This window comes from Streptomyces doebereineriae (assembly GCF_031845645.1).
Lineage (GTDB): Bacteria > Actinomycetota > Actinomycetes > Streptomycetales > Streptomycetaceae > Streptomyces > Streptomyces canus.
Window position 1 is genome coordinate 221,829 of the sequence record NZ_JAVREZ010000004.1, and the last position, 23,647, is coordinate 245,475.

Here is a 23,647-nt window from a genome sequence, read left to right on the forward strand (position 1 = left end):
CTCCACCGAAGTGAAGGGCCTTCCTCAACGTACCCCCGACCGGATTCGAACCGGCGCTACCGCCTTGAGAGGGCGGCGTGCTAGGCCGCTACACAACGGGGGCGTGGAGCCTGCGTTTCCGCAGGTCCGAGCTGGTCTACCTGGACTCGAACCAAGAATGACGGTACCAGAAACCGTAGTGTTGCCAATTACACCATAGACCAAGGTGATTTAGAGTAAATCGTACCCCCGACCGGATTCGAACCGGCGCTACCGCCTTGAGAGGGCGGCGTGCTAGGCCGCTACACAACGGGGGCCCTAGCGATCCTGCATGAGCGTCAGCGGGTGCGACCCTGACTGACCCTCCGGGAAGGATCTGTACCCCCGACCGGATTCGAACCGGCGCTACTGCCTTGAGAGGGCAGCGTGCTAGGCCGCTACACAACGGGGGCTTCGCGGAATTGATCTCCGCCTTTGCAGATGAGCTCTGCGAGCTGGCCTACCTGGACTCGAACCAAGACTAACTGAACCAGAATCAGTCGTGCTGCCAATTACACCATAGGCCACTGGAACTCAAGCCCCTACGGGGATCTTGTTCTAGTTTGCTCCTCCGGATCCCGGCCTTTCGGCCCGCTCCCCGGCGGCGCAGGAAGAACATTACCCGAAGGTGGACGGGGCTCCAAAACGACTATCCGCGCCGAGGATCGCGGGGAGTTCGGCGAGCGAGGCGATGCGCCGCGGTCCGGCGGGGGTGGGGACATGGGCGTGCACACCGCCGTCGCGGTCGATCCAGACCGACAGCAGTCCGGCCTCGGCGGCGCCCCGGCCGTCGATCTCCGGGTGGTCGCCGACGTACGCCACCTGGTGCGGGGCCAGCTCCAGGGCGTCGCAGGCCGCGAGGAAGGCTTCGGCCTCGGGCTTGGAGACGCCCAGTTCGGCGGCGCACAGGATGACCTCGAAGCGGTCGTGCACGCCGAGCACGCGCAGCTTGTGGTCCTGGACCTGGATGCTGGAGTTGGACAGCACCGCGTGCCGGTGGCTGGCGGCGAGGGCGTCCAGGGCGGGCAGCACGTCGGGGAAGAGGGTCCAGGCGGTCTCGTAGTGCGCGATGTACCGCTGGAACCAGGCGTCCGCCTCCGCGTCGGTCAGCTCCTCGCCCAGGAACACCCGCACCCGCTCCCGCCGCTGACCCTGGAAGTCGACCTCCCCCACCGAGAACCGCGCCCACTGGGTATCGGTGATGGCCCGCCACCGCACGATGGCCTGCTCGACGCTCTCGTACGCCTCGAGCAACCCCTCGGCCGTCAGATGCAGACGCATTCCGATGCGGTCGGCCCCCGTGTAGTCGAAGAGGGTGTCGTCCACGTCCCAGACCACGGCCCGAATGCTCATGATCCGACGGTAACCCGGCGTCCGGGGTGGCGTCCGGCGATTGGGGCCCTCAGGACTCGGGCGAGCGGCGCGGGGTGGACTGGCACACTGGGCTCATGACCGAGTACCGCGTCCAGTTCACCGTCGAGGCCCAGGCGACGTACGACGCTCTGCCCGGAGAGCGTCGAGCCCAGTTGGACAAGGCCGTGCGGATACTGGCTCGTGACCCGTTCCGCAAGACATCGACCGCGCAGCTCGGGCCCGATGAGCACCTGCGCAAGGCCTATGTGGCGCCCGGCGTGATGCTGGAGTACATGGTGGCCGGCGCGATCATGGTCGTCGTCGTGCTGGAGATCTTCGACGAGAGCGCCTACCTGATCGACGAGAGCGACGCGGTCTGAGAGCGGCAAAGGGGCGGCAGCCGGAGTTCCCGGTTGCCGCCCCTCACACGTGCGTGCGTTACGCCGTCAGCTTCTCCAGCGCCGCGTCGATGCGGGCCAGCGTCGTCTCCTTGCCCAGGATCTCCAGGGACTCGAAGAGGGGCAGGCCGACCGTGCGTCCGGTGACGGCCACGCGGACCGGGGCCTGGGCCTTGCCGAGCTTGAGGCCGTGGGTCTCGCCGGCGGCCAGTACGGCCTCCTTGAGGGACTCCGGCGAGGTCCAGTCCGCGGACTCCAGCTTCTCGCGGGCCGTACGCAGAAGGGCGTCCGAGCCCTCCTTCATCGCCTTGGTCCACGAGGGCTCGTCGAAGACCGGCTCCGGCAGGAACAGGAAGTCGACGTTGTCGGTGATCTCCGAGAGGACCTTCAGACGGGTCTGGGCGTGCGGAGCGATCGCCTGCCACTTCGTCTCGTCGAAGTCCTCCGGGGACCAGGGGGCGAAGGGAGCCTGCAGCCACGGGGCGCAGCGCTCCGTGAAGTCCTTCACGTCCAGGAGACGGATGTGGTCGGCGTTGATCGCCTCGCACTTCTTGAGGTCGAAGCGCGCCGGGTTGGGGTTCACGTCCGCGATGTCGAAGGCCGCGATCAGCTCGTCGGTGGTGAAGATGTCCTTGTCCGCCGAGAGCGACCAGCCCAGCAGGGACAGGTAGTTGAGCAGGCCCTCGGGCAGGAAGCCGCGCTCCCGGTAGAGGTTCAGCGAGGCCTGCGGGTCACGCTTGGAGAGCTTCTTGTTGCCCTCGCCCATCACGTACGGCAGGTGCCCGAAGGCGGGCACGGACTTCGCCACGCCCAGCTCGATCAGCGCCTTGTACAGGGCGACCTGGCGGGGGGTGGAGGACAGCAGGTCCTCGCCGCGCAGGACGTGCGTGATCTCCATCAGCGCGTCGTCGACCGGGTTCACGAGCGTGTAGAGGGGCGCCCCGTTGGCTCGTACGATCCCGTAGTCCGGCACGTTCTCCGGGGTGAACGTCAGCTCGCCGCGGACCAGGTCCGTGAAGGTGATCGTCTCGTCGGGCATACGGAAGCGGACGATGGGCGTACGGCCCTCGGCGACATACGTGGAGACCTGCTCGTCGGTCAGGTCGCGGCAGTGGCCGTCGTAGCCCGAGGGCTTGCCGGCCGCGCGAGCCGCCTCGCGACGGGTGTCCAGCTCCTCCTGGGAGCAGTAGCAGCGGTACGCGTGACCGGCGTCCAGGAGCTTGGCGGCGACGTCCTTGTAGAGGTCCATCCGCTGCGACTGCCGGTACGGGGCGTGCGGGCCGCCGACCTCGGGGCCCTCGTCCCAGTCGAAGCCCAGCCAGCGCATCGAGTCGAGCAGCTGGTTGTACGACTCCTCGGAGTCGCGGGCCGCGTCGGTGTCCTCGATGCGGAAGACGAGCGTGCCCTGGTGGTGCCGGGCGAACGCCCAGTTGAACAGGGCGGTGCGGACCAGGCCCACGTGGGGGTTACCGGTGGGCGAGGGGCAGAAACGTACGCGGACGGGTGCGCTAGCCACGCTTGACAACCTTGTTGGTGAGAGTGCCGATGCCTTCGATGGTGACGGCGACCTCGTCGCCGACGGTGAGCGGCCCGACGCCTGCCGGGGTGCCCGTGAGGATCACGTCGCCGGGGAGCAGCGTCATGGCCTCGGAGATGTTGACGATCAGATCCTCGATCGGGTGGATCATCTCGCTGGTTCGGCCGAGCTGGCGTTGTTCGCCGTTGACGGTGAGCTGGATCGTCAGGTCGGAGGCCGTCTCCAGGTCCAGGTCCGTCTCCACCCAGGGGCCCAGCGGGCAGGAGGTGTCGAAGCCCTTGGCCCGCGCCCACTGCTTCTCGCGCTTCTGGACGTCCCGGGCGGTGATGTCGTTCGCACAGGTGTAGCCGAAGATCACGTCCTTGACGCGCTCGCGCGGCACCTCGCGGCACATACGGCCGATGACGACGGCGAGTTCGGCCTCGTGGTGGACGTCCGCCGAGAAGGAGGGGTACTGGATCTCGTCGCCGGGGCCGATCACCGAGGTGGAGGGCTTGAAGAAGGCGAAGGGGACGTCCGGGACCTCGTTGCCGAGTTCCTTCGCGTGGTCGGCGTAGTTACGGCCGTACGCCACGACCTTGTTCGGGAGCACCGGGGGCAGCAGCCGGACCTTGCTGAGCGGGACCTTCGTACCGGAGAGCTCGAAGTCCGCGAACGGGATGCCCTTGATGATGTCGAGGACGAGCTCGTCCGGCCTGTCGCCCTCGACCGCGCCGAAGGCGACGTTCCCGTCGATGGAGAATCTGGCGATGCGCACGGGATCTGGGCGCCCCTCTACTCGGCCGGCTGGAGTCTGACGCTCCAGGCTAGCGCGGGGAGGGGTGCCCCGAGGCTCCGGGACAGGCCCGTGCCTCGTGTGATGCGCCCGGGACACCTGCCCACAGGGCGGTGATCCGGGCGCGCTACGGTTACTTGGCGGCGGAGACCGGGATCTCCATCAGGACCGTCCGCCGGGGGTTGGCGGTCTGGGCCGGGAGGGCGAGCGTGTGCTCCGGCTGCTCCGGGATCTGCAGTGCGTCGGCGTCCTCGAGGTGCGCCAGCGTCGTGCGCCGCGGGTTGGCAATGTTGCGGAACATCATCGTCGTCTTCACGGTTGTACTCGACCTCGACAGTGGTGGTTTGGACAGATGGAGCCTTCTTGTAAAGCGCCAGGCTAAACATGCCATTCCCCTCCGAAGCCGCGAAGACCTCATGATCGCTGTGTGAGTTTGCTCACTGACCTATGGGCAAACCGGACAATTCAGAGTCTTAACTCACCCCAACGAAACGGACATTGGCTCCCTGAAGCCATCATTCCGCTCCTGATCATGGCGACTGGGACACCTACCCCCGCAGGGTGACTCGCGGACTTATGTCCGTTATGGACGAGAACGCTTCCCACACCCGGTGACGTTGCCCTCACGTGGTGTCACGTAGGTCACGGTCTGACCCTCGGACCTTGTTGGAGATCCGGCACTGTGCTGGAATTCCACGGACCGCCGCGGGATCGAACCGGCGCACAGGGGGCGCAGAGAAGCGCCGAGCGGCGGTGAGAAGGGGGAGCAGCGCCGGTCACTCAGATCACCCGGGGTGCGCATTCAGGGCGCTCCCCACAACGCCGACACCGTGCTCCGCCGTCCTGCGGAGGAGCGCCTGGTCCAGAGGTTGCGACGCTAGTGCAGGGACGTTTCAAGAGGGATGGCAGCGCTTCGGCCGAGCCGGAGCAGCACGGCGGGACTGGCCCCAATGTCGGCAGTTCCTCCCCCCAGCACGCCCAGAACCCGGGCCCGGCCGTCGAGGGCGGTTCCGGCCCCGGGCGTCTCGGCACGTCGGCGTCCTCGGGCCCGGCGACCCCGGCCAAGCCGCCGGTGAAGCCCTCGAAGGGCACGAACGGCCCGGGGTCGCGCGTAGCCCTGCGCAACTGGCGCATCTCCACGCGCCTGGTGTCGCTGCTCGCGCTCCCCGTGGTGGCGGCCACCTCGCTGGGCGCGCTGCGCATCAACGACTCCATGGACGACATCCAGCAGCTCGACAACATGAAGCTGCTGACGGAGATGACGAAGCAGGCCACCGAGCTTGCCGCGGCCCTCCAGGAGGAGCGCGACCAGTCGGCCGGTCCGCTGGCGCACGACTCCACGGCGAGCAACATCACGGTCAAGGGCTACCGGGACAAGACGGACCGGGCCGCGACCAACTTCATCAACGCCGCCGAGGACATCGACACCGCCGGCAAGGACGGCAACCTCCAGGGCGTCCGCGACAGCCTCGTCGGCCTCGTCCGCGACCTGGACACGCTGAGCAAGATCCGCGGCGACGCCTACGAGACCAAGGGCAACGCGACACAGACGGTCGAGTCCTACCACCGCCTGATCACCCACCTGCTCGACCTCTCGCAGGACATGGCCCAGGCGACCAGCAACCCGGAGATGATCCAGAGCACGCGTGCCCTGGCGGCCTTCTCCTCCGCCAAGGAGTACGCGTCCAGCCAGCGCGCGATCCTCGCTGCGGCACTGCCCGCCAACAAGAGCACACTGGGCAGCCTCTCCGAGACCGACCGGCTGTACGGCCAGGGCGCGCTCGACAGTGAGGCGTCCGACCTCAACACCTTCCGGAGCATCTACGGCGACAACAACGCCGAGGAGCTCCTGCAGCCCATCGAGGACGGCAACTCGAACATCGAGGCCGCCGACCAGTACGCCGGCCGTGCCTTCGGCCGCCAGGGGGGCCTCGCCGACCTGGACAAGCGCTCCTACAAGGACTGGGTCGACGACAGCTCGACCAAGATCCAGGAGATGGGCCGCATCGAGCACACGCTGCTCGAGGACATGGAGCAGAAGGCCCGCGAGCTGCGCAGCGCCACCGAGCGCGACGCGATCATCGCCGGTGCCCTGATCCTGCTCGTGCTCGGTGTCTCCCTGGTCGGCGCGTTCGTCGTGGCCCGGTCCATGATCCGCTCGCTGCGCCGCCTCCAGGAGACCGCCACCAAGGTCGCCCAGGACCGGCTGCCCGAGCTGGTCAAGCAGCTGTCCGAGTCCGACCCGCAGGACGTCGACACGTCCGTGGAGTCGGTCGGTGTGCACTCCCGGGACGAGATCGGCCGGGTGGCCGCGGCCTTCGACGACGTGCACCGCGAGGCGGTCCGCCTCGCCGCCGAGCAGGCCCTGCTGCGGGGCAACGTCAACGCGATGTTCACCAACCTCTCGCGCCGCTCCCAGGGCCTCATCCAGCGTCAGCTCTCGCTCATCTCCGAACTGGAGTCCCGCGAGGCCGACCCGGACCAGCTGTCCTCGCTCTTCAAGCTCGACCACCTCGCGACCCGCATGCGCCGTAACGGTGAGAACCTCCTCGTCCTCGCGGGTGAGGAGCCCGGCCGCCGCTGGACCCGTCCGGTCCCGCTGGTCGACGTGCTGCGTGCCGCCGCGTCCGAGGTGGAGCAGTACGAGCGCATCGAACTGGCCTCCGTGCCGACCACCGAAGTGGCCGGCCGAGTGGTCAACGACCTCGTGCACCTGCTCGCCGAGCTGCTGGAGAACGCGACCTCGTTCTCCTCCCCGCAGACCAAGGTCAAGGTCACCGGTCACGCGCTGCCCGACGGCCGGGTGCTGATCGAGATCCACGACACCGGCATCGGCCTCTCCCCAGAGGACCTCGCCGCGATCAACGAGCGGCTCGCCTCGCCGCCCACCGTGGACGTCTCCGTCTCCCGACGCATGGGCCTGTTCGTGGTCGGCCGGCTGTCGCAGCGCCACGGCATCCGCATCCAGCTGCGCCCGTCCGACTCCGGTGGTACGACCGCGCTGGTCATGCTGCCCGTGGATGTCGCCCAGGGCGGCAAGAAGCCGCAGCCCAAGCCCGGCCAGGGCGCGCCCGGTATCCCCGCGGCTCAGGCCGCCGCCGGTGTGGCCGCGGCCCGTCGTGGCGGCGGGGGCGGCGGGGGCGGTGCCCTTGGCGGTGCGCCCGGTGGCGGTGGCGCTCTCGGTGCCGGTGCCCCCTCGGGCGGGCGGCTCAGCTCCGGTCAGGGACCACGGGCCGCACTGCCCGGCAGTGGCCAGGGCGGTCGTCCCGGTGCGCCGGGCGGATCGCGAGGACCGCAGGGTCCGGGTACGCCCCCGCAGGGCCGGCCCGCTCCCGCCGGTGCCGGGTTCGGCGGCCAGGCACCGGGTGCTCCGCAGGGCCTCCAGGCCGCGGGCACGGGGGGTCCGGGTCAGGACGCCTTCAACGGTCAGGACGCTTTCGGCGGCGGCCAGGACGCCTTCGGCGGCCGGGGGACCGTACCCCCGCAGTCGCAGGCCCCGAACGCCGGCCAGGCTCCCGAGTCCGGCGGCCGGCGCCGTCGGCCGCAGCTGCCGGGCCGCGGTGGTCCGCGGGCCGAGCTGCCGGGCGGCAACCAGCAGCCCCGCACGCCGAGCTGGAGCGACGAGAACGCGCAGCCGCCGGTGCCGCGCGCCTCGCTCGACGTCCCGCGCGGCCACGACGAGCAGGACCCGGCCGCCACCTCGCGGATGCCGCGGATCGACGACCACCGGGGTCCGGCGAGCACCTCGGAGTTCCCGCGGCCGGACTTCGACGCGCCGCAGAACACCGGCCAGTTCCCGAGGCCGGGTGCGAACGGTCCGCAGGGCGACTTCCCCCGCCCGGGTGCGTCCGGCCCGCAGAACACCGGCCAGTTCCCGCGGCCGGGATCCAACGGCCCCCAGGACACGGGCGAGTTCCCCCGCCCCGTCACGAACGACCCGCAGAACACGGGCCAGTTCGTCCGCACGGACGTCTTCGGTACTCCGCCCGGGCAGAACAGCGGTTCGCAGACCGGGCAGTTCGCGGCCCCGCAGGCGTACGACAGCGGCTCGACGGGCCAGTTCGCGATGCCGGGCTATGACGGCAGCTCCACCGGGCAGCATTCCCTGCCGGGCCGTCAGGACCCCGCGTCCACGGGCCAGTTCGAGCGACCCCAGGCCAACGGCGCCGACTTCGGCGCCCCGCGGCCGCCCATGCCGCCGCGTCCGCAGCAGCGGCCGGTCAGCCAGGAGCCGGAGGCGCTGCCGCCGGCGGGTCCCGGTGACGGCCGGACGCCGCTGTACGACACGCTGGAGACCAACTGGTTCCACGGCAGCCAGCAGCAGGGACAGGGGCAGCCGGCCAACGGCAACGGCTCCTCCCCGGCTCAGGCACCGCGGCAGCAGCAGGCTCCCGCGGCCCCACAGAGTTCTGCCGGCGCACCGCAACGGCCCGCGGCCTCCGCGGCCTGGCGCAGTTCGCCCAACGACGACCTCGTCCGGCAGGCGGAACGTGTCCGCCAGCCGGCCGCGGGCGGTGTCACCACCTCCGGTCTGCCGCGCCGGGTGCCCAGGGCGAACCTCGTCCCGGGTACCGCTCAGCAGCAACAGCACCAAAGCGGTCCGGCTGTCTCGCGTGCGCCTGACGACGTGCGCGGCCGGCTGACCAATCTCCGTCGGGGTATCGCGCAAGGTCGTCAGGTCGGCGGCAACGGCCAGACGGGCAGCTTCCCGAACCCCACTCACCAGCAGGAGCGTTAGTTGAGCCCGATGAGCCAGGCGGCACAGAACCTCAACTGGTTGATCACCAACTTCGTGGACAACACCCCAGGGGTGTCCCACACCGTCGTCGTGTCCGCCGACGGCCTCCTTCTGGCGATGTCCGAGGGCTTCCCACGCGACCGTGCCGATCAGCTGGCGGCCGTCGCTTCGGGGCTGACCTCGCTCACGGCGGGTGCCTCACGGATCTTCGAGGGCGGCAGCGTGGCACAGACCGTCGTGGAGATGGAACGGGGATTCCTCTTCCTCATGTCCGTCTCGGACGGTTCCTCGCTCGCGGTCCTCGCCCACCCGGAATGCGACATCGGCCTGGTCGGATACGAGATGGCACTGCTCGTCGACCGCGCGGGCGCAGTGCTCACGCCCGACCTGCGAGCCGAGCTCCAAGGCAGTCTGCTCCACTGACCCGCCCGGATCCACCCGTCTCACCAAATCACCGTCCGGCCGCCACAATCCCCCCACCGGCCTCTTCAGACGGCTTGCCCTACCGACTTGCTGTCCCGCCCGGAGGATTCATGACCCCGCCCACCGCCTCTCATGATCCGTACGCGGAGCCGTACGAGGATGAGGGCGACCAGCCGCTGGTACGTCCGTACGCGATGACCGGCGGCCGGACCCGGCCGCGCTACCAGCTCGCCATCGAGGCTCTGATCAGCACCACGGCCGACCCGGCGGCGCTGATGGGGCTCCTCCCCGAGCACCAGCGCATCTGCCACCTGTGCCGTGAGGTGAAGTCGGTCGCCGAGGTCTCGGCGCTGCTCGCCATGCCGCTCGGTGTGGCCAGGATCCTCGTCGCGGACCTCGCCGAGGCCGGACTGGTGGCCATCCACCAGCCGGGCGGCGACGAGAACAACGGCGGCGCTCCCGATGTGACGCTGCTCGAAAGGGTGCTCAGTGGACTTCGCAAGCTCTGACGCGGGGCGGGCCACCACCTCCGCGAAGATCGTGGTGGCGGGTGGCTTCGGCGTGGGCAAGACCACGTTCGTCGGCGCGGTCTCCGAGATCAACCCGCTGCGCACAGAGGCCGTCATGACGTCCGCGAGCGCGGGCATCGACGACCTCACCCACACCGGTGACAAGACGACCACCACGGTCGCCATGGACTTCGGCCGCATCACCCTGGACCAGGACCTGATCCTGTACCTCTTCGGTACGCCCGGTCAGGACCGCTTCTGGTTCATGTGGGACGACCTGGTCCGCGGTGCCATCGGCGCGGTGGTGCTGGTCGACACCCGGCGTCTGGCCGACTGCTTCCCCGCGGTCGACTACTTCGAGAACAGCGGTCTGCCCTTCGTCGTGGCCCTCAACGGCTTCGACGGACACCAGCCGTACGCTCCCGAGGAGGTGCGCGAGGCCCTGCAGATCGGGCCGGACGCACCGATCATCACGACGGACGCCCGGCACCGGTCGGACGCCAAGAGTGCCCTGATCACACTGGTCGAGCATGCCCTCATGGCACGTCTGCGGTAACGCCCCGAAGACGTGTCGATCAGCTCCCAAATCAAATGCGTCATACGGCAGTTGTCGTAGATGTCCCGGAGCCGGCTGTGGTCTTTGACACGGCCGGCCCCGGCGTTCATAACGTTTCGGCAGAGGAATCGGGTGGTACGGCCACGCGTGGTTGCCAACCGGTCTCGCTGCGCTCACAACGGCCCCGTCTTTTGACGGGGCTCGTTCTGTATGACCGTTTTATCTGGGGCTTACATCACGCGGAATCCGCGCGTACCACTGTTTGGTGGTGCGGAGGCCGTCGTGCTGGAATGCGTGAACTGCCCAATAGTCAAAGACGTACTCATCAGTCGATGGCACTGGGCTCTGAGAGACTGCGGCACAACGTAGGTGCCGACCCCTCCGAGAGGTTGTTGGTCGAGTGAGGCGAAGCAAGAACGGTCCCGAGCCGTCGGCCCGGGGCAACTTCACCCCGCCGCCGCGCGGAGCGGCGCCCGCCCCTGTGCCCGGTCCGGACTCGACGGCCGCGCCGTCGTCCAGCGGTGGCCGGTTCTCCCCGCGCAACTGGCGGGTGCCCACCCGGCTGAACGCGATCCTGCTCATACCCGTGATCGTCGGCCTCGTCATGGGCGGCTTCCAGGTCAAGAGCTCGATCGACACCTGGCGTGAGGCCGAGGACGCGGAGAACACCGCCCGTCTGGTGCGGGCCTCCCTCAGCTACGCCGACGCCCTCTACCAGGAGCGCGACAGCACCGCCGCCCCCTTGCTGAGCGGGGAGGGCCAGGACAACGCCACGGTCGTCGCCGCCCGCAAGAAGACCGACGAGGCCGCGGACGCCTTCGACGAGGCCGCCCAGAACATGCCGCAGAAGGCGGGCCTGCAGCGCCGCCTCACGCTGTTCCGGGACGGCGAGGGAGGGCTCCAGACGCTGCGCGCCGGCGCCTACACCTCCTCCAAGCTCACCGGCGTGAAGACCGAAGAGGGCTACACCCAGATCGCGCACCCGTTGACGGAGTTCGCCAACGAGCTCGGCCTGGGCACCGGCAACATCACCAGCTACGGCCGTACCGTCTACGCCATCGAGCTCACCAAGGCGGCCCTGTCGCTGCAGCGCTCCATCGGCATGCACCTGCTGATCAAGCCCGGCCCGGGGCTCAGCAGCTTCGCCAGCCAGAAGGTCGCCCTCTCCTCGTACGCGTACCTGGAGGGCATCGCCGTCGAGGAGTACGTCGGCGGTGGCACCGAGGCCGACGCGGCGAAGCTCGACACCGCGAAGAAGCAGATCCAGGCCGAGGGCGCGGCGCTCGCGAAGGAGGCCGCGGCCAAGAACCCGAACTACGTCCCGCCGCCGTCCGACCCCGTGGTCATGGTCTCCAGCCTCGCCCAGCTGCCGTCGATGGACGAGAGCGCCCGTGAGGCGCTCGGCAAGGACGGCATCACCGCCGAGAACTGGTGGGCGGTCAACACCCTCAAGTACAACGCGTACCGCCAGATCGAGACCGACCTGGCCGACACCGCGGTGAACGAGGCCGCGAGCATCGCCGACGACGCCAAGCGCGACGCGTTCATCGTGGGTGCCGCCGTCGTGGTCGCCCTGCTCCTCGCGTTCATCCTGGCCGGTGCGGTCGCCCGCCAGATGTCCCGCTCGATGCGCCAGCTGCGCAACGCCGCCTTCGGCATCGCCGAGCAGCGCCTGCCGATGCTGGTCGACCAGCTCTCGCGCACCGACCCCGGCCGCGTCGACACCCGGGTCGCCCCGATCCCGATCAACACCAAGGACGAGATCGGCGAGGTCGCCCGCGCCTTCGACCAGGTCCACCGCGAGGCCGTACGACTCGCCTCCGAGCAGGCCCTGCTGCGGGGCAACATCAACGCGATCTTCACCAACCTGTCCCGGCGCAACCAGTCGCTGATCGAGGGCCAGCTGACCCTGATCACCGACCTGGAGAACAACGAGGCCGACCCGGACCAGCTGGAGAACCTCTTCCGCCTGGACCACCTCGCGACCCGTATGCGCCGCAACGGCGAGAACCTCCTGGTCCTCGCCGGCGAGGAGCCCGGCCGCCGCTGGGACCAGCCGGTCCCGCTGGTCGACGTGCTGCGCGCCGCCTCCTCCGAGGTGGAGCAGTACGAGCGCATCGAGCTGTCCGGCGTCCCGGAGGCCGAGATCCACGGCCGCGCGGTCACCGACCTCGTGCACCTGCTCGCCGAGCTCCTGGAGAACGCCACCACCTTCTCCTCGCCGCAGACCAAGGTCCGCGTCACCGCGACCCGGCTGCCCGACGGCCGCATCATGATCGAGATCCACGACAAGGGCATCGGCCTGACCGCCGAGGACTTCGCGGACATCAACCACAAGCTGGCCAACCCGCCGACCGTGGACGCCGCGATCTCCCAGCGCATGGGCCTGTTCGTGGTCGGCCGGCTGTCGGACCGGCACGGCATCCGCGTCCAGCTGCGCCCCTCCGGGGAGCAGGCCGGCACCACCTCGCTGGTCATGCTGCCGGACGCGATCACCCACGGCGGCGGCGGCGAGCACCAGCCGAACCGTGACGAGTTCACGGTCTCGCAGATCATCCCGGAGCAGAACTTCGGCGGCGAGAACTTCAACAACGGCCTGCCGATGCGTACGGCCGCGGAGCTCGGCTTCGACGACAGCCGCTACTCCGAGGTCCCGGACGACATACGTGAGCTGGACCCGGTCGGCCGCTCCCTGATGCGCGAGGAGCGCCGCGCGGCCCTGGAGTCCCAGAACGGCGGCGAGCCGCCCGCTCTCCAGGGTCCGAACCCGTCGTACACCGACGCGTTCGACGCTCCCCAGAGCACCCCGCAGACCGGTTACGACAACGGCCGGGGCGGCTTCCCGGAACAGCAGCCCGCCGCGTACGACCAGCAGACGTCGTACGAGGAGGCGCAGCAGGCGCCGTACGAGGAGCAGCGGCAGACGGCGTACGAGGAGCCGAAGCGCCCGGCGTACGACGAGCCGTACTTCGCGCAGAACGGCGGCCTGCCGCAGAACGACACCTTCTCCCCCGGCGGCGGCTACCCGGAGCCCTCCTATGCGGAGCCGGTTCAGGAGGAGCCCGCGCCGGTGCACGCGGCCGCACCGGAGACCTTCTCGGGATTCGAGGAGCGCCGCTACCAGGACGACTGGCCGCAGCCGGACGGCTACCAGAACGGCTACCCGGACCAGTACGCTCCGGAAGCGGAATCTGTGCAGGCCGCTGACGTGAGTGAGCGCGACCGCGTAGGCTTCGAACGTCCGGGGCCGGCCCCCGCCACCGTGGGTCACGAGCTGACCGACGCCGGACTCCCCCGCCGTGGCTCCACCGGCAGCGGCGCCAACGGCTCGAACGGCACGCGGCACGCGACCCAGGAGCCGTCGGCCTCCGCGCCGGAGAGCAATGGCGGCGGCGAATCCTGGCGCTCGGCCAACGACGCGCGGTGGCAGCAGGCCTCCCAGCTCCGGAAGCCCAAGGCGGGCGGGGTCACCTCCTCCGGTCTGCCGCGGCGGGTGCCCAAGGCCAACCTGGTCGAGGGAGCCGCCGAATCCACCCCCCAGGGGGGCCCATCGGTCTCCCGTGCTCCCGAGGACGTCCGGGGCAGGCTGAGCAATCTGCGTCGCGGTGTCCAGCGGGGCCGCAACGCAGGCAGTGAAACGAACGGTCAGGGCTTCGGTTCTGACAGCACCTACAACCAGGAGCGTTAGTGTGAGCCCGATGAGCCAGGCGGCGCAGAACCTGAACTGGTTGATCACCAACTTCGTGGACAACACCCCGGGGGTGTCCCACACCGTGGTGGTCTCCGCCGACGGACTCCTTCTGGCGATGTCCGAAGGCTTTCCCCGCGACCGCGCCGACCAGCTTGCCGCCGTCGCCTCCGGTCTGACCTCGTTGACCGCGGGTGCCTCGCGCATCTTCGAGGGCGGCGCCGTGAATCAGACGGTTGTGGAGATGGAGCGGGGATTCCTGTTCCTCATGTCCGTATCCGACGGTTCCTCGCTCGCGGTCCTCGCGCACCCCGAGGCGGACATCGGCCTCATTGGGTACGAGATGGCCCTCCTGGTGGACCGAGCCGGTTCGGTCCTGACGCCCGATCTGCGTGCGGAGCTCCAGGGCAGCTTGCTCAACTGACAGACAGACGGTGCGTTTTGGCGTCCCGGGGCCGTAAGGTTTCGGGACGCGGCTCCACACAGCGTGATGGGTGCCCCGGCACAGTCGGAGGAGGAGAGAAAGTGGCAACACCCCCAGGTGGTTCATCTGGCAATTGGTCGTACGGCCCTGGCCAGGGTCAGAACGACGGTTCCCAGAACCCGAACCGCTACAACTTCCCCTCCGCACCCAGCCAGCGGCGTCAGCAGCCGTACGCGCCCCAGGGCCCGCAGGGTCCCGGGCCGTCGCCGTACGACCAGCCGCCCGCCCCGCGCATCCAGCCCGTGCAGCCGCATCGACGCACCCCCGAGCCTTCACCCGCGGGAGGCGCCAGCAATCCCCTGGTGCGCCCGTACGCCATGACGGGCGGCCGTACCCGCCCGCGCTACCAGCTCGCCATCGAGGCGCTGGTGCACACCACCGCGCAGCCGCACCAGATGCAGGGCCAGTTGCCCGAGCATCAGCGGATCTGCAACCTCTGCCGGGAGATCAAGTCGGTAGCCGAGATCTCGGCGTTGCTGACCATCCCCCTCGGCGTGGCCAGGATCCTCGTCGCCGACTTGGCGGAGGCGGGCCTGGTCGCCATCCATCAGCCCGGCGGCGACGAGAACGCCGGCGGCCAGCCAGACGTGACACTGCTCGAAAGGGTGCTCAGTGGACTTCGCAAGCTCTAGCGGAGGGCCTTCCCGCTCCACCACGTCCGCGAAGATCGTGGTGGCGGGCGGCTTCGGCGTGGGCAAGACCACGTTCGTCGGCGCCGTCTCGGAGATCAACCCGCTGCGCACCGAGGCCGTCATGACGTCCGCGAGCGCGGGCATCGACGACCTGACCCACACCGGGGACAAGACGACCACCACGGTCGCCATGGACTTCGGCCGCATCACCCTGGACCAGGACCTGATCCTGTACCTCTTCGGTACGCCCGGTCAGGACCGCTTCTGGTTCATGTGGGACGACCTGGTCCGCGGTGCCATCGGCGCGATCGTCCTCGTTGACACGAGGCGCCTTGCCGACTGCTTCCCGGCTGTCGACTACTTCGAGAACTCGGGGCTTCCTTTTGTGATCGCCCTGAACGGGTTCGACGGGAACCAGCCGTACAACCCGGACGAGGTCCGGGAGGCTCTGCAGATCGGTCCGGACACGCCGATCATCACGACGGACGCGCGGCACCGGTCGGACGCGAAGTCGGCGCTGATCACTCTTGTGGAGCACGCGTTGATGGCTCGCCTGCGGTAAGTGGTTCTGTTTGCGGCTACTGGGCTGCCTCGGACGGTCGTACGCCGTCTGCGGCAGCCCAGTGGCTTGTCGCGCCCACGCGGCGGAGCCGCACATCGATACAGCCCCGCGCCCCTAAAAGCCTGAGGGCCCCCTCTCTTTCGAGAGGGGGCCCTCAGGCGTCGTACGCGCTCAGTGCCAGCTGTGCGGGGCCCGGAAGCCGCCCTCGCGCTCCAGGCGGCGCCAGCCGGCCTTGGGGCGGACTCGGTGGGTCGGGGTGGACGACGGGGCGGCCGCCGCGCGAGCCAGGAGGATCGCCGTGATGGCGGCGACTTCCTCGGGCTCGGCGTGGCCCTTCTCGACGCGGATGTCAGGGGTGCTCATAGGTCACAGTCTCCGTGAGAGAGGTTTCCGCGAGGGTGTCGCGGAGGGTCCGCGGGGTTACTGCGGAGGGTTGCCGTGCTTACGGGAGGGCAGGTCGGCGTGCTTCGACTGGAGCATCGCCAGGGACCGGATCAGCACCTCGCGGGTTTCCGCCGGGTCGATCACGTCGTCCACCAGGCCGCGCTCCGCCGCGTAGTACGGGTGCATCAGCTCGGACTTGTACTCCTTGACCATGCGGGCCCGCATGGCCTCGGGGTCCTCGGCCTCGGCGATCTGACGCCTGAAGATGACATTGGCGGCACCTTCGGCACCCATCACCGCGATCTCGTTCGTCGGCCAGGCGTAGGTGAGGTCCGCGCCGATGGACTGGCTGTCCATGACGATGTAGGCCCCGCCGTACGCCTTGCGCAGGATCAGGGAGATCCTCGGCACGGTGGCGTTGCAGTACGCGTACAGCAGCTTGGCGCCGTGGCGGATGATTCCGCCGTGCTCCTGGTCGACACCCGGAAGGAACCCGGGGACGTCCAGGAAAGTGACGATCGGGATGTTAAAAGCGTCACACATCTGGACAAAGCGCGCAGCTTTTTCCGACGCCTCGATGTCCAGGACACCGGCGAGCGAGGAGGGCTGGTTGGCCACGATGCCGACGACCTGGCCGTCGAGCCGGGCCAGCGCGCAGATGATGTTGCGGGCCCAGCGCTCGTGGACCTCCAGGTAGTCGCCGTCGTCGACGATCTCCTCGATGACCTTGGTCATGTCGTACGGCCGGTTGCCGTCCGCCGGGACCAGGTCGAGCAGCACGTCGCCGCGCCGGTCCGCCACATCCGTGGACTCCACCCGCGGCGGGTTCTCCCGGTTGTTCTGCGGGAGCATCGACAGCAGGTAGCGCACCTCGGCGAGGCACGTCTCCTCGTCGTCGTAGGCGAAGTGGCAGACACCGGACGTCTCGGCGTGCACGTCCGCGCCGCCGAGGCCGTTCTGGGTGATCTCCTCGCCCGTCACCGCCTTCACCACGTCCGGTCCGGTGATGAACATCTGGGACGTCTCGCGGACCATGAAGACGAAGTCCGTCAGGGCGGGGCTGTAGGCCGCGCCGCCGGCGCACGGGCCGAGCATGACGCTGATCTGCGGGATGACGCCCGACGCCTTGGTGTTGCGCTGGAAGATGCCGCCGTAGCCGGCGAGGGCGGAGACGCCCTCCTGGATCCGGGCGCCCGCGCCGTCGTTCAGGGACACCAGAGGCGCGCCCGCCGCGATGGCCATGTCCATGATCTTGTGGATCTTGGTGGCGTGGGCCTCGCCCAGCGCGCCGCCGAAGATGCGGAAGTCGTGGGCGTAGACGAAGACCGTACGGCCCTCCACCGTGCCCCAGCCGGTGATGACACCGTCGGTGTACGGCTTCTTGGCCTCCAGGCCGAACCCGGTCGCCCGGTGCCGGCGCAGCTGCTCGACCTCCTGGAAGGAACCCGCGTCGAGGAGCAGCTCGATGCGCTCCCGTGCGGTCAGCTTGCCCTTGGCGTGCTGCGCCTCGGTCGCCTTCTCGCTGGGGCCGGCCAAGGCCGCCGCACGGATCCCGTGCAGTTCGGCCACCCGTCCGCGCGCGTCCGTCGGCTCACCCGTGGGCTCATCCGTCGTCTCACCCGGCGCCTCATCCAAAACGGTCATGTAGTGACCTTACGAAGCCCCGCGAGGAATGCGAGCCGTCGACTCCTCACAGTCTCCGGCCCGTTTTCCTGGTGCCACTGAACAGAACCCGGGAGGCATGCAGGCGTTCTGACTGCTCAGGGGGGCTGTCGCTTGTAGAGGTCTTACAAAGTCAGGGCGTGAGAGTCACCTCACATCCATGCGTGGCGCATGCCGTCCCCGGAGTGACACGGAGGTGCAGCAGGCGGCCCGTGGCGCGGATTTCCACCGTGTCGTCGGCGCGTACGACCGAGCGCACGGGGCGGTTCCAGATGATCTCCAGCGGTTCGCCCGAACGGGGTGGCTCGGCCACGGAGAGGGTAGCGGTACGACCGCTGCGGCGGACCAGCACGCTCGCCCCGGCCGACGCGGTGAGCGGACCCGCGGTGCCGGCCCGCCAGAAGTTCGCGGCGGTCAGGCCCAGGCGGTCGACGCGGACCGCCTGGCACACCCTGTCGTTGGCGAGGACCGACAGCCAGTGGTGGTCGGCGGCGCGGGCGGCGACGGCGTGACGGGAAGCCCCGGGCATCAGGACATAGGCGTACGAGGCGTCCACGGGGTCGGTGCCGTGGTCGAGCCAGAGGGTCTGCCAGCGCCGGGTGCGCTGTTCGGTCGTACTGGAGGCGTTGATGTCGGACCAGGCACCGGTGCGGTCCTCGCGCAGGGCGCGCAGGTCGCCGGGGACGAGCCAGCCGCCGTGCCCCTCCAGATGCACCCAGTCCCGTCCCCGTAGGAAGGACTGTGTCCCGCCCTCCCCCAGGTTGCGGTTGTCGACGACGGTCTCGACGGGGACGCCGTCGGTGCAGGTGATGCCCGCGCCGAGGCAGATCACCGCGTCCGCGACGCAGAACCACGACTTGCGGGCCTGAAGAGTCGACTCCAGTCCCTTCAGGTGCTGGCCGATCGCCGCGTACTCGCCGTCGGTCGTGCCGCCGACCCAGCGGACGTCCGGCTTGGGCTCGCCCCACTCACCGCCGGCCCGGTCGGGAAGACGTTTCGTGGAGGCGGTCGTGCCGGGAAGGCGGTACCAGTCGACGGTCGGCCAGTACCAGTCCGTGTACTGATCGGTCCGGCCGTCGGCCCACCAGGAGAGCATTCCGGCGCCGGTGTGCCAGCCGCGCGGGTTCTCGCCGTTGCCGCATTCGTAGGCGGCGATGCGGTCGCTGGCCATGGCGATGTTCGCGACGAATCCGGGGCGGCGGTGGACAGCCCTGTCCATGGCGGCGAACAGCGTGTGCCCGACGGGTTCGGGGATGGCGGGGACGGGTGACTCCGCCACCGCGTGCAGCCGGGCGAGGTCGGCCACGTCGAACTGGGGTGCCGTCAGGATCGGTGTGACGGTGTCCCGTTCGATCCAGCCCTTCACCAGGCCGTGCCAGCGAGACCGCTCCTCCTCGCTCGCCCCGCCCGCCAGCAGCGCGACGGCGGCGATGATTCCCTGGCCGTGGAAGTGGTCGCCGCGCATGACGTGGCGGTCGTCCCCCTTGAGGTGACCGCGGCTGATGGCACGGCCGTTGACGCTGTCCATCACCAGCCCGTCGTGGATCAGCGGGGCGTAGGCGTGCTCGACACTGTCGAGGACGGTCTGCCGGTGCGTGTCGGTCACCTCCCACTCGGACCCGGCGAGCAGGGCGAAGAGGCGACCGAGGCCGTCGAGCAGGACCTGGCCGTAGGTGCCGGAGTAGGCGACCCAGGTGTGCTGGACGAAGGAGCCGTCGGCGTAGAGGCCGTCGCCCTTCGTGACGTACGGGAAGACCGGCGAGAGGGCGTCGCGGGCGAGGGCGATCCGGTCGGGGGCTCTGCCGAGGATGCCGCGCAGCACGACGGAGCGGCACAGGTCGACACGATTGGCGCCGGTGGAGGTGCCGGAGTAGTCGGTGAGCATCGCGTCGGGGATGAAGTGGTCGACGGCGGCGCAGGCCGCGGTGACGCGGTCCGGGCCGAGGTGGTCGTACAGGGCGGCCGTGGTGTCCATGAGGAGGCGGGGGCTGCCGATCTGCCATTCCCACCAGTTGCCGTAACGGGTGGTGGAGGGGTTGTACACGGTGGCGGAGAGGTGGTCGAGGCCGCGGAGGACGTCCGCGAGGAGGGCCTCGTCGCCGGTGGAGCCGGTGCCCCGCTGAACGTAGGCCTGGGTCATCGTCCACAGGCGGCCGTAGCTCCGGGTGATGCCGGCCGGGGGGTCGTAGGGGTGGCCCGGCCACAGGGAGGTGGGAGTGGGGGCCATGGTGGCGCGGAAGCCGCGGGCGCGTTCGCCGGTCTCGGCGAGGCGGGCGGCGTACGGCTGCGCTGCCGGGTCGTAGCCGGTACCGAGGGCGATGTCGAGCCAGCGTCGGCGGAGGGTGTCGTAGGAGTCGGCCGCGGCGGCGCGGGCGGGCGGGGCGGCGGTGGCCAGGAGTGCCGCCGCGAGTAAGACGGCTCTGCGGGTGGGTCGCACGAGGGCTCTGCGCTGCGGGTTCATACCGGGGCATCTACCACCGCGGAGCGATCATGCCAACACTTCGCGGATGATGTTGAAACCTGTACGGAATAGGTCTACGGTCGTTCGCGTTGAGTGGTTCAACGTTCAACATCCTCACCTCAAGGAGCTACGTCATGACGAACACCGACCTGACCGCGCTGACCGGCGACTACACGATCGACGCCTCCCACTCCACGATCGGCTTCACCGTGCGTCACGCCATGGTCACCAACGTCAAGGGCAAGTTCGACGAGTTCAGCGGCTCGCTGCACCTGGACGGCGGTGACCCGTCCGCGTCGACGGCCTCCATCGACGTCAAGATGGACAGCATCGACACCGGGTCGGCGGACCGTGACGGGCACCTCAAGAGCGCGGACTTCTTCAAGATCGAGGAGTTCCCGACGATGACCTTCCGCTCCACCAAGGCGGAGGCGCTCGGCGACGAGGACTACCGCATCACCGGCGACCTGACGATCCTCGGCACCACCAAGCCGCTCACCATCGACCTCGAGTTCAACGGCGCCGCGAAGGACCCGTTCGGCAACGAGCGCGTGGGCTTCGAGGGCAAGGCGGAGATCAAGCGCTCCGAGTGGGGCCTGACCTGGAACGCGGCCCTGGAGACCGGCGGCGTCCTGATCTCCGACAAGATCAAGCTGAGCTTCGACATCTCCGCGATCAAGAACGCGTGACCCCGGCTCCGGGGGCGGACACCGGTCGCCGGTGTGGGTGAGTATGAGGCGTTGTGGCGGCTCGGGTCGCACCCGAGCCGGCCCTCCGCCGGGAAGCGGTACGCCCTCACCCGTCACGCGTCCTGAGCGGCACCGCTCCCGGACGGTCGCGCAAGTCGCTGATCGGTCCCGGCACTCGGCCGTACGGCTTCCGGTGCCGCCACCCGCCGCTTCGCCACCGGCAGGACCCACCACGCCGATGCCACCGTGAGCGCGGCGCCGACCGCGATCGCCGCGAGGCGGGTGGGCAGAAGACTCGTCGCGTCCTGGCCGAGCCGGCCGAGGAGGAGCGAGAGGACGGTGGTCATTCCGGCCGCCCAGTAGGCGTAGTTGAGGGGGCGCAGCCACAGGGCGATCGCCAGGACCGTGAACATCAGGGCCACCGAAGCCGGACCGGTGACCCCGGCCGTGGCGACACCGGCCGCCAGCAGTGTGCCCGCGCAGGCTCCCGCAAGGCGTTCGATTCCCTTGCGTACGACGTCCGTTCGGCCGCGGTTGCCGCTCGCTGCGACGTACGCCGTCAGGACCGCCCAGGGCCAGTGGTCGTCGAAGAGAAGCCGGCCGGCGACGAAGGCGGCGGCGATCGCGGCCGCCAGTTGCACCGCCATGCGGGTACTCGGGCGCGGCCGGAGAGGGGACGGGCGGCGGGGTGGGGGGTTCGCCGGCTCGGGATCGGGGCGCCAGGGGCCGTAGCGGTCCCCCAGCCCCTGCACCAACCACACGCAGGACACCGCCAGCACCCCGATCAGCGCGGCCCAGCCCCAACTCACCAGTGCGCCCTGCGCCTTGGGCGGCAGAGCCGGACCGGGGACGACCAGGAGGGCGATGAAGGGGAGGGTCATCAGGGTGCCCGCCTTCGTGGCGGCGCGGCCGTAGCGGCGGATCCAGACGGGGGCCGACATCCCGGCCGTGAAGACCACCGCGCCGATGACGTAGTGCGCGGCGATCAGCCGGCCGACCAGGATCGAGACCGCCGCCGTCGCGGGCAGCAGGGCCAGCGCGGTGAGACGGCGGCGGGTGTCCGCGGTGCGCTGGGTTCCGGCCAGGGTCAGGGTCAGGGCGACCGCGAGGACGAGGACGTCGGTGTGCAGTCCCGCGACCGCCTCCAGCCGGAGGGCGAGGGACCAGCAGAGCAGCACGGCTGTCATCGTCAGCCCGGATTCGTACGCGTTGCGTAGGAGTTTGTGCGCCATCCGACGAGAATATGGGCCGGATACGGATTGAGGTAGTAAGTATTCGCATACGATTGCCCCATGGACCCTCTCACCTCCGCGTCCCGCATTCGACGGGGCGTAGTGCGGCTGAACCGGCGGCTCCGGCAGGAGCGCGGCGACGGCAGCCTCCCCCCGAGCCAGCTGGAGGTGCTCGGGCATCTGCACCGGCACGGGTCGGCCACCCCCGGCGAGATCGCGGCGGCGCTGCGGCAGCGGCCGCAGTCGCTCACCCGGGTCTTCGCCGAACTGGAGGCGGAGGGGCTGATGGCCCGCGAGGCAGGGACCGTGGACCGGCGTCAGTCCGTGCTGTCCGTCACGGAATCGGGGCGGTTGGCGCTGGAGCGGGACATGGGCGAGCGGGACGCCTGGCTGGCGGGGGCGTTGGCGTCCTTGACCGCGACCGAGCGGGGGGTGCTGGAGCTGGCCGCGGAGTTGATGGAGCGGGTCGCCGACGCGGAGACACCCGCATCTGGCTGAATCGCACCCCTTGTGCGCGAGTTCACAGGATTCCCATAATCCATCAACAGATTTGACCAGCCCATGTCAGAACTTGGGCGTTTCTTTTGGCGCCCAGCTTGGCATGAACTCGTCAAAGCCACCCCCCACCTGGAAGAGGCATCACCTTGAAGAACCTCCTTACCGCACTCAAGAGATGTCTGGCGGTCGGAGCCGTCGCGCTCGCGATCGCCGGCCTCCAGCCCGTGTCGGCCGCGCAGGCCGCGCCCTCGCCCGTCGTCGGCGGCAGCCGTGCCGCGCAGGGCGAGTTCCCGTTCATGGTGCGCCTGTCCATGGGGTGCGGCGGGGCGCTGTACACCCAGCAGATCGTGCTCACCGCCGCGCACTGTGTGAACGGCACCGGAGCGAACACCAGCATCACCGCCACCGCAGGCGTCGCGGACCTCCAGTCCAGCAGCGGGCGGGTGCAGGTCAGGTCGACGTACGTGTATCGGGCGCCCGGGTACAACGGTGACGGCAAGGACTGGGCACTCATCAAGCTCGCCGCGCCGATCAACCTTCCTACGCTGAAGATCGCGACGACGACGCAGTACAACACCGGGACCTTCACGGTCGCGGGATGGGGTGCGGCCACCGAAGGCGGGGCTCAGCAGCGGTATCTGCTGAAGGCCACCGTGCCGTTCGTGAGCGACGCCACCTGCCGGGGATACAGCGGGTACAGCGGTCTCATCGCGAACGAGGAGATCTGCGCGGGGTATGCCGCGGGCGGGGTCGACACCTGCCAGGGGGACTCCGGTGGGCCCATGTTCCGGCGGGACTCGGCCAACGCGTGGATCCAGGTGGGCATCGTGAGCTGGGGCATAGGGTGCGCCCGGGCGAATGCGCCCGGGGTCTACACCGAGGTGTCCACGTTCGCCTCGGCGATCGCTTCGGCGGCCGCGTCACTGTGAGGTGAGGCGGGTCTCGTACGGTCTTCCGCGGGTCCGGTGCGTTGGGTGCCGGGCCTGCGGTTTTCGCCCCCGCCGCCCCCCTCGCCCTCGCCCGCCGGAGGGGCTGAATGAGCCAGAGC

20 protein-coding genes and 5 tRNA genes are annotated in these 23,647 nt (G+C 69.7%); 12 read left to right on the forward strand and 13 right to left on the reverse strand.

Annotated elements, in window-relative coordinates; all coding sequences use genetic code 11:
• Window positions 1–30 precede the first annotated feature (30 nt).
• The 6 genes from RNB18_RS13955 to RNB18_RS13980 all read right to left on the reverse strand — a co-directional run bounded on the left by RNB18_RS13955 (window position 31) and on the right by RNB18_RS13980 (window position 1,371).
• Window positions 31–103, reverse strand: a tRNA-Glu gene (locus RNB18_RS13955).
• Between the two features lie 28 nt (window positions 104–131).
• Window positions 132–203, reverse strand: a tRNA-Gln gene (locus RNB18_RS13960).
• A 20-nt stretch (window positions 204–223) separates the two neighbouring features.
• Window positions 224–296 (reverse strand) — tRNA-Glu (locus RNB18_RS13965).
• A 62-nt stretch (window positions 297–358) separates the two neighbouring features.
• Window positions 359–431: transfer RNA gene (locus tag RNB18_RS13970), tRNA-Glu, on the reverse strand.
• Window positions 432–473: 42 nt separating this feature from the next.
• Window positions 474–545: transfer RNA gene (locus RNB18_RS13975), tRNA-Gln, on the reverse strand.
• Between the two features lie 91 nt (window positions 546–636).
• Window positions 637–1,371 (reverse strand): HAD family hydrolase, encoded by a 735-nt coding sequence (locus RNB18_RS13980; protein WP_311714425.1) that lies wholly within the window; start codon window positions 1,369–1,371, stop codon window positions 637–639.
• A gap of 95 nt (window positions 1,372–1,466) precedes the next feature.
• On the opposite strand from RNB18_RS13980, the gene RNB18_RS13985 reads away from it, so the two are divergent.
• Entirely contained in the window at window positions 1,467–1,751 is a 285-nt protein-coding gene (locus RNB18_RS13985) for a type II toxin-antitoxin system RelE family toxin (protein ID WP_307181293.1), read from the forward strand.
• Window positions 1,752–1,809: 58 nt separating this feature from the next.
• On the opposite strand, the gene gltX is transcribed toward RNB18_RS13985, so the two are convergent.
• The 3 genes from gltX to RNB18_RS14000 all read right to left on the reverse strand — a co-directional run bounded on the left by gltX (window position 1,810) and on the right by RNB18_RS14000 (window position 4,397).
• Window positions 1,810–3,294 carry a glutamate--tRNA ligase gene (gene gltX / locus RNB18_RS13990; protein ID WP_311714426.1) on the reverse strand — a complete coding sequence of 495 codons (1,485 nt, stop codon included), beginning with the start codon at window positions 3,292–3,294 and terminating at the stop codon, window positions 1,810–1,812.
• Complete coding sequence (locus tag RNB18_RS13995) at window positions 3,278–4,063, reverse strand: fumarylacetoacetate hydrolase family protein (protein ID WP_057616450.1); 786 nt, start codon at window positions 4,061–4,063, stop codon at window positions 3,278–3,280. The genes gltX and RNB18_RS13995 overlap by 17 nt, the downstream gene beginning before the upstream one ends.
• Before the next feature lie 151 nt (window positions 4,064–4,214).
• On the reverse strand, window positions 4,215–4,397 hold the full coding sequence (locus tag RNB18_RS14000; RefSeq protein WP_311714427.1) for a hypothetical protein: 183 nt from the start codon (window positions 4,395–4,397) through the stop codon (window positions 4,215–4,217).
• A 564-nt stretch (window positions 4,398–4,961) separates the two neighbouring features.
• On the opposite strand from RNB18_RS14000, the gene RNB18_RS14005 reads away from it, so the two are divergent.
• The 8 genes from RNB18_RS14005 (at window position 4,962) to RNB18_RS14040 (ending at window position 15,673) form a co-directional block, all read left to right on the forward strand.
• Window positions 4,962–8,819, forward strand: coding sequence for a sensor histidine kinase (locus tag RNB18_RS14005; protein ID WP_311714428.1), 3,858 nt, complete (start codon window positions 4,962–4,964; stop codon window positions 8,817–8,819).
• A 9-nt stretch (window positions 8,820–8,828) separates the two neighbouring features.
• Window positions 8,829–9,242, forward strand: coding sequence for a roadblock/LC7 domain-containing protein (locus tag RNB18_RS14010; RefSeq protein ID WP_003993189.1), 414 nt, complete (start codon window positions 8,829–8,831; stop codon window positions 9,240–9,242).
• A 110-nt stretch (window positions 9,243–9,352) separates the two neighbouring features.
• Complete coding sequence (locus RNB18_RS14015; RefSeq protein ID WP_003973454.1) at window positions 9,353–9,751, forward strand: DUF742 domain-containing protein; 399 nt, start codon at window positions 9,353–9,355, stop codon at window positions 9,749–9,751.
• Window positions 9,732–10,307: a GTP-binding protein gene (locus tag RNB18_RS14020; protein ID WP_007384912.1), complete on the forward strand. Its 576-nt coding sequence runs from the start codon at window positions 9,732–9,734 to the stop codon at window positions 10,305–10,307. The genes RNB18_RS14015 and RNB18_RS14020 overlap by 20 nt, the downstream gene beginning before the upstream one ends.
• A gap of 400 nt (window positions 10,308–10,707) precedes the next feature.
• Window positions 10,708–13,995, forward strand: coding sequence for a sensor histidine kinase (locus tag RNB18_RS14025; protein ID WP_311714429.1), 3,288 nt, complete (start codon window positions 10,708–10,710; stop codon window positions 13,993–13,995).
• Window positions 13,996–14,005: 10 nt separating this feature from the next.
• Window positions 14,006–14,419, forward strand: a complete 414-nt coding sequence (locus tag RNB18_RS14030) for a roadblock/LC7 domain-containing protein (protein WP_311714762.1) — start codon at window positions 14,006–14,008, stop codon at window positions 14,417–14,419.
• A 101-nt stretch (window positions 14,420–14,520) separates the two neighbouring features.
• A complete protein-coding gene (locus RNB18_RS14035; protein ID WP_311714430.1) occupies window positions 14,521–15,111 on the forward strand; it encodes a DUF742 domain-containing protein in 591 nt (196 codons plus the stop codon).
• Window positions 15,092–15,673, forward strand: coding sequence for a GTP-binding protein (locus RNB18_RS14040; RefSeq protein WP_269642923.1), 582 nt, complete (start codon window positions 15,092–15,094; stop codon window positions 15,671–15,673). The genes RNB18_RS14035 and RNB18_RS14040 overlap by 20 nt, the downstream gene beginning before the upstream one ends.
• A gap of 171 nt (window positions 15,674–15,844) precedes the next feature.
• Here RNB18_RS14040 and RNB18_RS14045 read toward each other — a convergent pair whose 3' ends face one another.
• The 3 genes from RNB18_RS14045 to RNB18_RS14055 form a co-directional block, all read right to left on the reverse strand.
• Window positions 15,845–16,036 (reverse strand): acyl-CoA carboxylase subunit epsilon, encoded by a 192-nt coding sequence (locus tag RNB18_RS14045; protein ID WP_069766191.1) that lies wholly within the window; start codon window positions 16,034–16,036, stop codon window positions 15,845–15,847.
• Window positions 16,037–16,093: 57 nt separating this feature from the next.
• Window positions 16,094–17,701 (reverse strand): acyl-CoA carboxylase subunit beta, encoded by a 1,608-nt coding sequence (locus tag RNB18_RS14050; protein ID WP_311714431.1) that lies wholly within the window; start codon window positions 17,699–17,701, stop codon window positions 16,094–16,096.
• Between the two features lie 151 nt (window positions 17,702–17,852).
• Window positions 17,853–20,180 carry a polysaccharide lyase 8 family protein gene (locus tag RNB18_RS14055; protein ID WP_311714432.1) on the reverse strand — a complete coding sequence of 776 codons (2,328 nt, stop codon included), beginning with the start codon at window positions 20,178–20,180 and terminating at the stop codon, window positions 17,853–17,855.
• 134 nt (window positions 20,181–20,314) lie between these two features.
• On the opposite strand from RNB18_RS14055, the gene RNB18_RS14060 reads away from it, so the two are divergent.
• The gene (locus RNB18_RS14060) at window positions 20,315–20,869 is read left to right on the forward strand and encodes a YceI family protein (protein ID WP_311714433.1); all 555 of its coding nucleotides are present in this window, start codon (window positions 20,315–20,317) and stop codon (window positions 20,867–20,869) included.
• A gap of 113 nt (window positions 20,870–20,982) precedes the next feature.
• Here RNB18_RS14060 and RNB18_RS14065 read toward each other — a convergent pair whose 3' ends face one another.
• Window positions 20,983–22,101, reverse strand: coding sequence for an FUSC family protein (locus tag RNB18_RS14065; RefSeq protein ID WP_311714434.1), 1,119 nt, complete (start codon window positions 22,099–22,101; stop codon window positions 20,983–20,985).
• A gap of 60 nt (window positions 22,102–22,161) precedes the next feature.
• On the opposite strand from RNB18_RS14065, the gene RNB18_RS14070 reads away from it, so the two are divergent.
• Window positions 22,162–22,599, forward strand: a complete 438-nt coding sequence (locus tag RNB18_RS14070) for a MarR family winged helix-turn-helix transcriptional regulator (RefSeq protein WP_311714435.1) — start codon at window positions 22,162–22,164, stop codon at window positions 22,597–22,599.
• A 146-nt stretch (window positions 22,600–22,745) separates the two neighbouring features.
• The gene (locus RNB18_RS14075) at window positions 22,746–23,528 is read left to right on the forward strand and encodes a S1 family peptidase (protein ID WP_311714436.1); all 783 of its coding nucleotides are present in this window, start codon (window positions 22,746–22,748) and stop codon (window positions 23,526–23,528) included.
• The last annotated feature ends 119 nt before the right edge of the window (window positions 23,529–23,647 follow it).

What these genes read in the sequence shown, in the direction of transcription:
- RNB18_RS14015 (WP_003973454.1), top strand. Translation starts at nt 9,353, where the DNA reads ATGACCCCGCCCACCGCCTCTCATGATCCGTACGCGGAGCCGTACGAG.
- RNB18_RS14050 (WP_311714431.1), bottom strand. Translation starts at nt 17,701, where the DNA reads ATGACCGTTTTGGATGAGGCGCCGGGTGAGACGACGGATGAGCCCACG.
- RNB18_RS14070 (WP_311714435.1), top strand. Translation starts at nt 22,162, where the DNA reads ATGGACCCTCTCACCTCCGCGTCCCGCATTCGACGGGGCGTAGTGCGG.
- RNB18_RS14055 (WP_311714432.1), bottom strand. Translation starts at nt 20,180, where the DNA reads ATGAACCCGCAGCGCAGAGCCCTCGTGCGACCCACCCGCAGAGCCGTC.
- RNB18_RS14065 (WP_311714434.1), bottom strand. Translation starts at nt 22,101, where the DNA reads ATGGCGCACAAACTCCTACGCAACGCGTACGAATCCGGGCTGACGATG.
- RNB18_RS14010 (WP_003993189.1), top strand. Translation starts at nt 8,829, where the DNA reads ATGAGCCAGGCGGCACAGAACCTCAACTGGTTGATCACCAACTTCGTG.
- RNB18_RS14060 (WP_311714433.1), top strand. Translation starts at nt 20,315, where the DNA reads ATGACGAACACCGACCTGACCGCGCTGACCGGCGACTACACGATCGAC.
- RNB18_RS13980 (WP_311714425.1), bottom strand. Translation starts at nt 1,371, where the DNA reads ATGAGCATTCGGGCCGTGGTCTGGGACGTGGACGACACCCTCTTCGAC.
- RNB18_RS14045 (WP_069766191.1), bottom strand. Translation starts at nt 16,036, where the DNA reads ATGAGCACCCCTGACATCCGCGTCGAGAAGGGCCACGCCGAGCCCGAG.
- RNB18_RS13985 (WP_307181293.1), top strand. Translation starts at nt 1,467, where the DNA reads ATGACCGAGTACCGCGTCCAGTTCACCGTCGAGGCCCAGGCGACGTAC.
- RNB18_RS14030 (WP_311714762.1), top strand. Translation starts at nt 14,006, where the DNA reads ATGAGCCAGGCGGCGCAGAACCTGAACTGGTTGATCACCAACTTCGTG.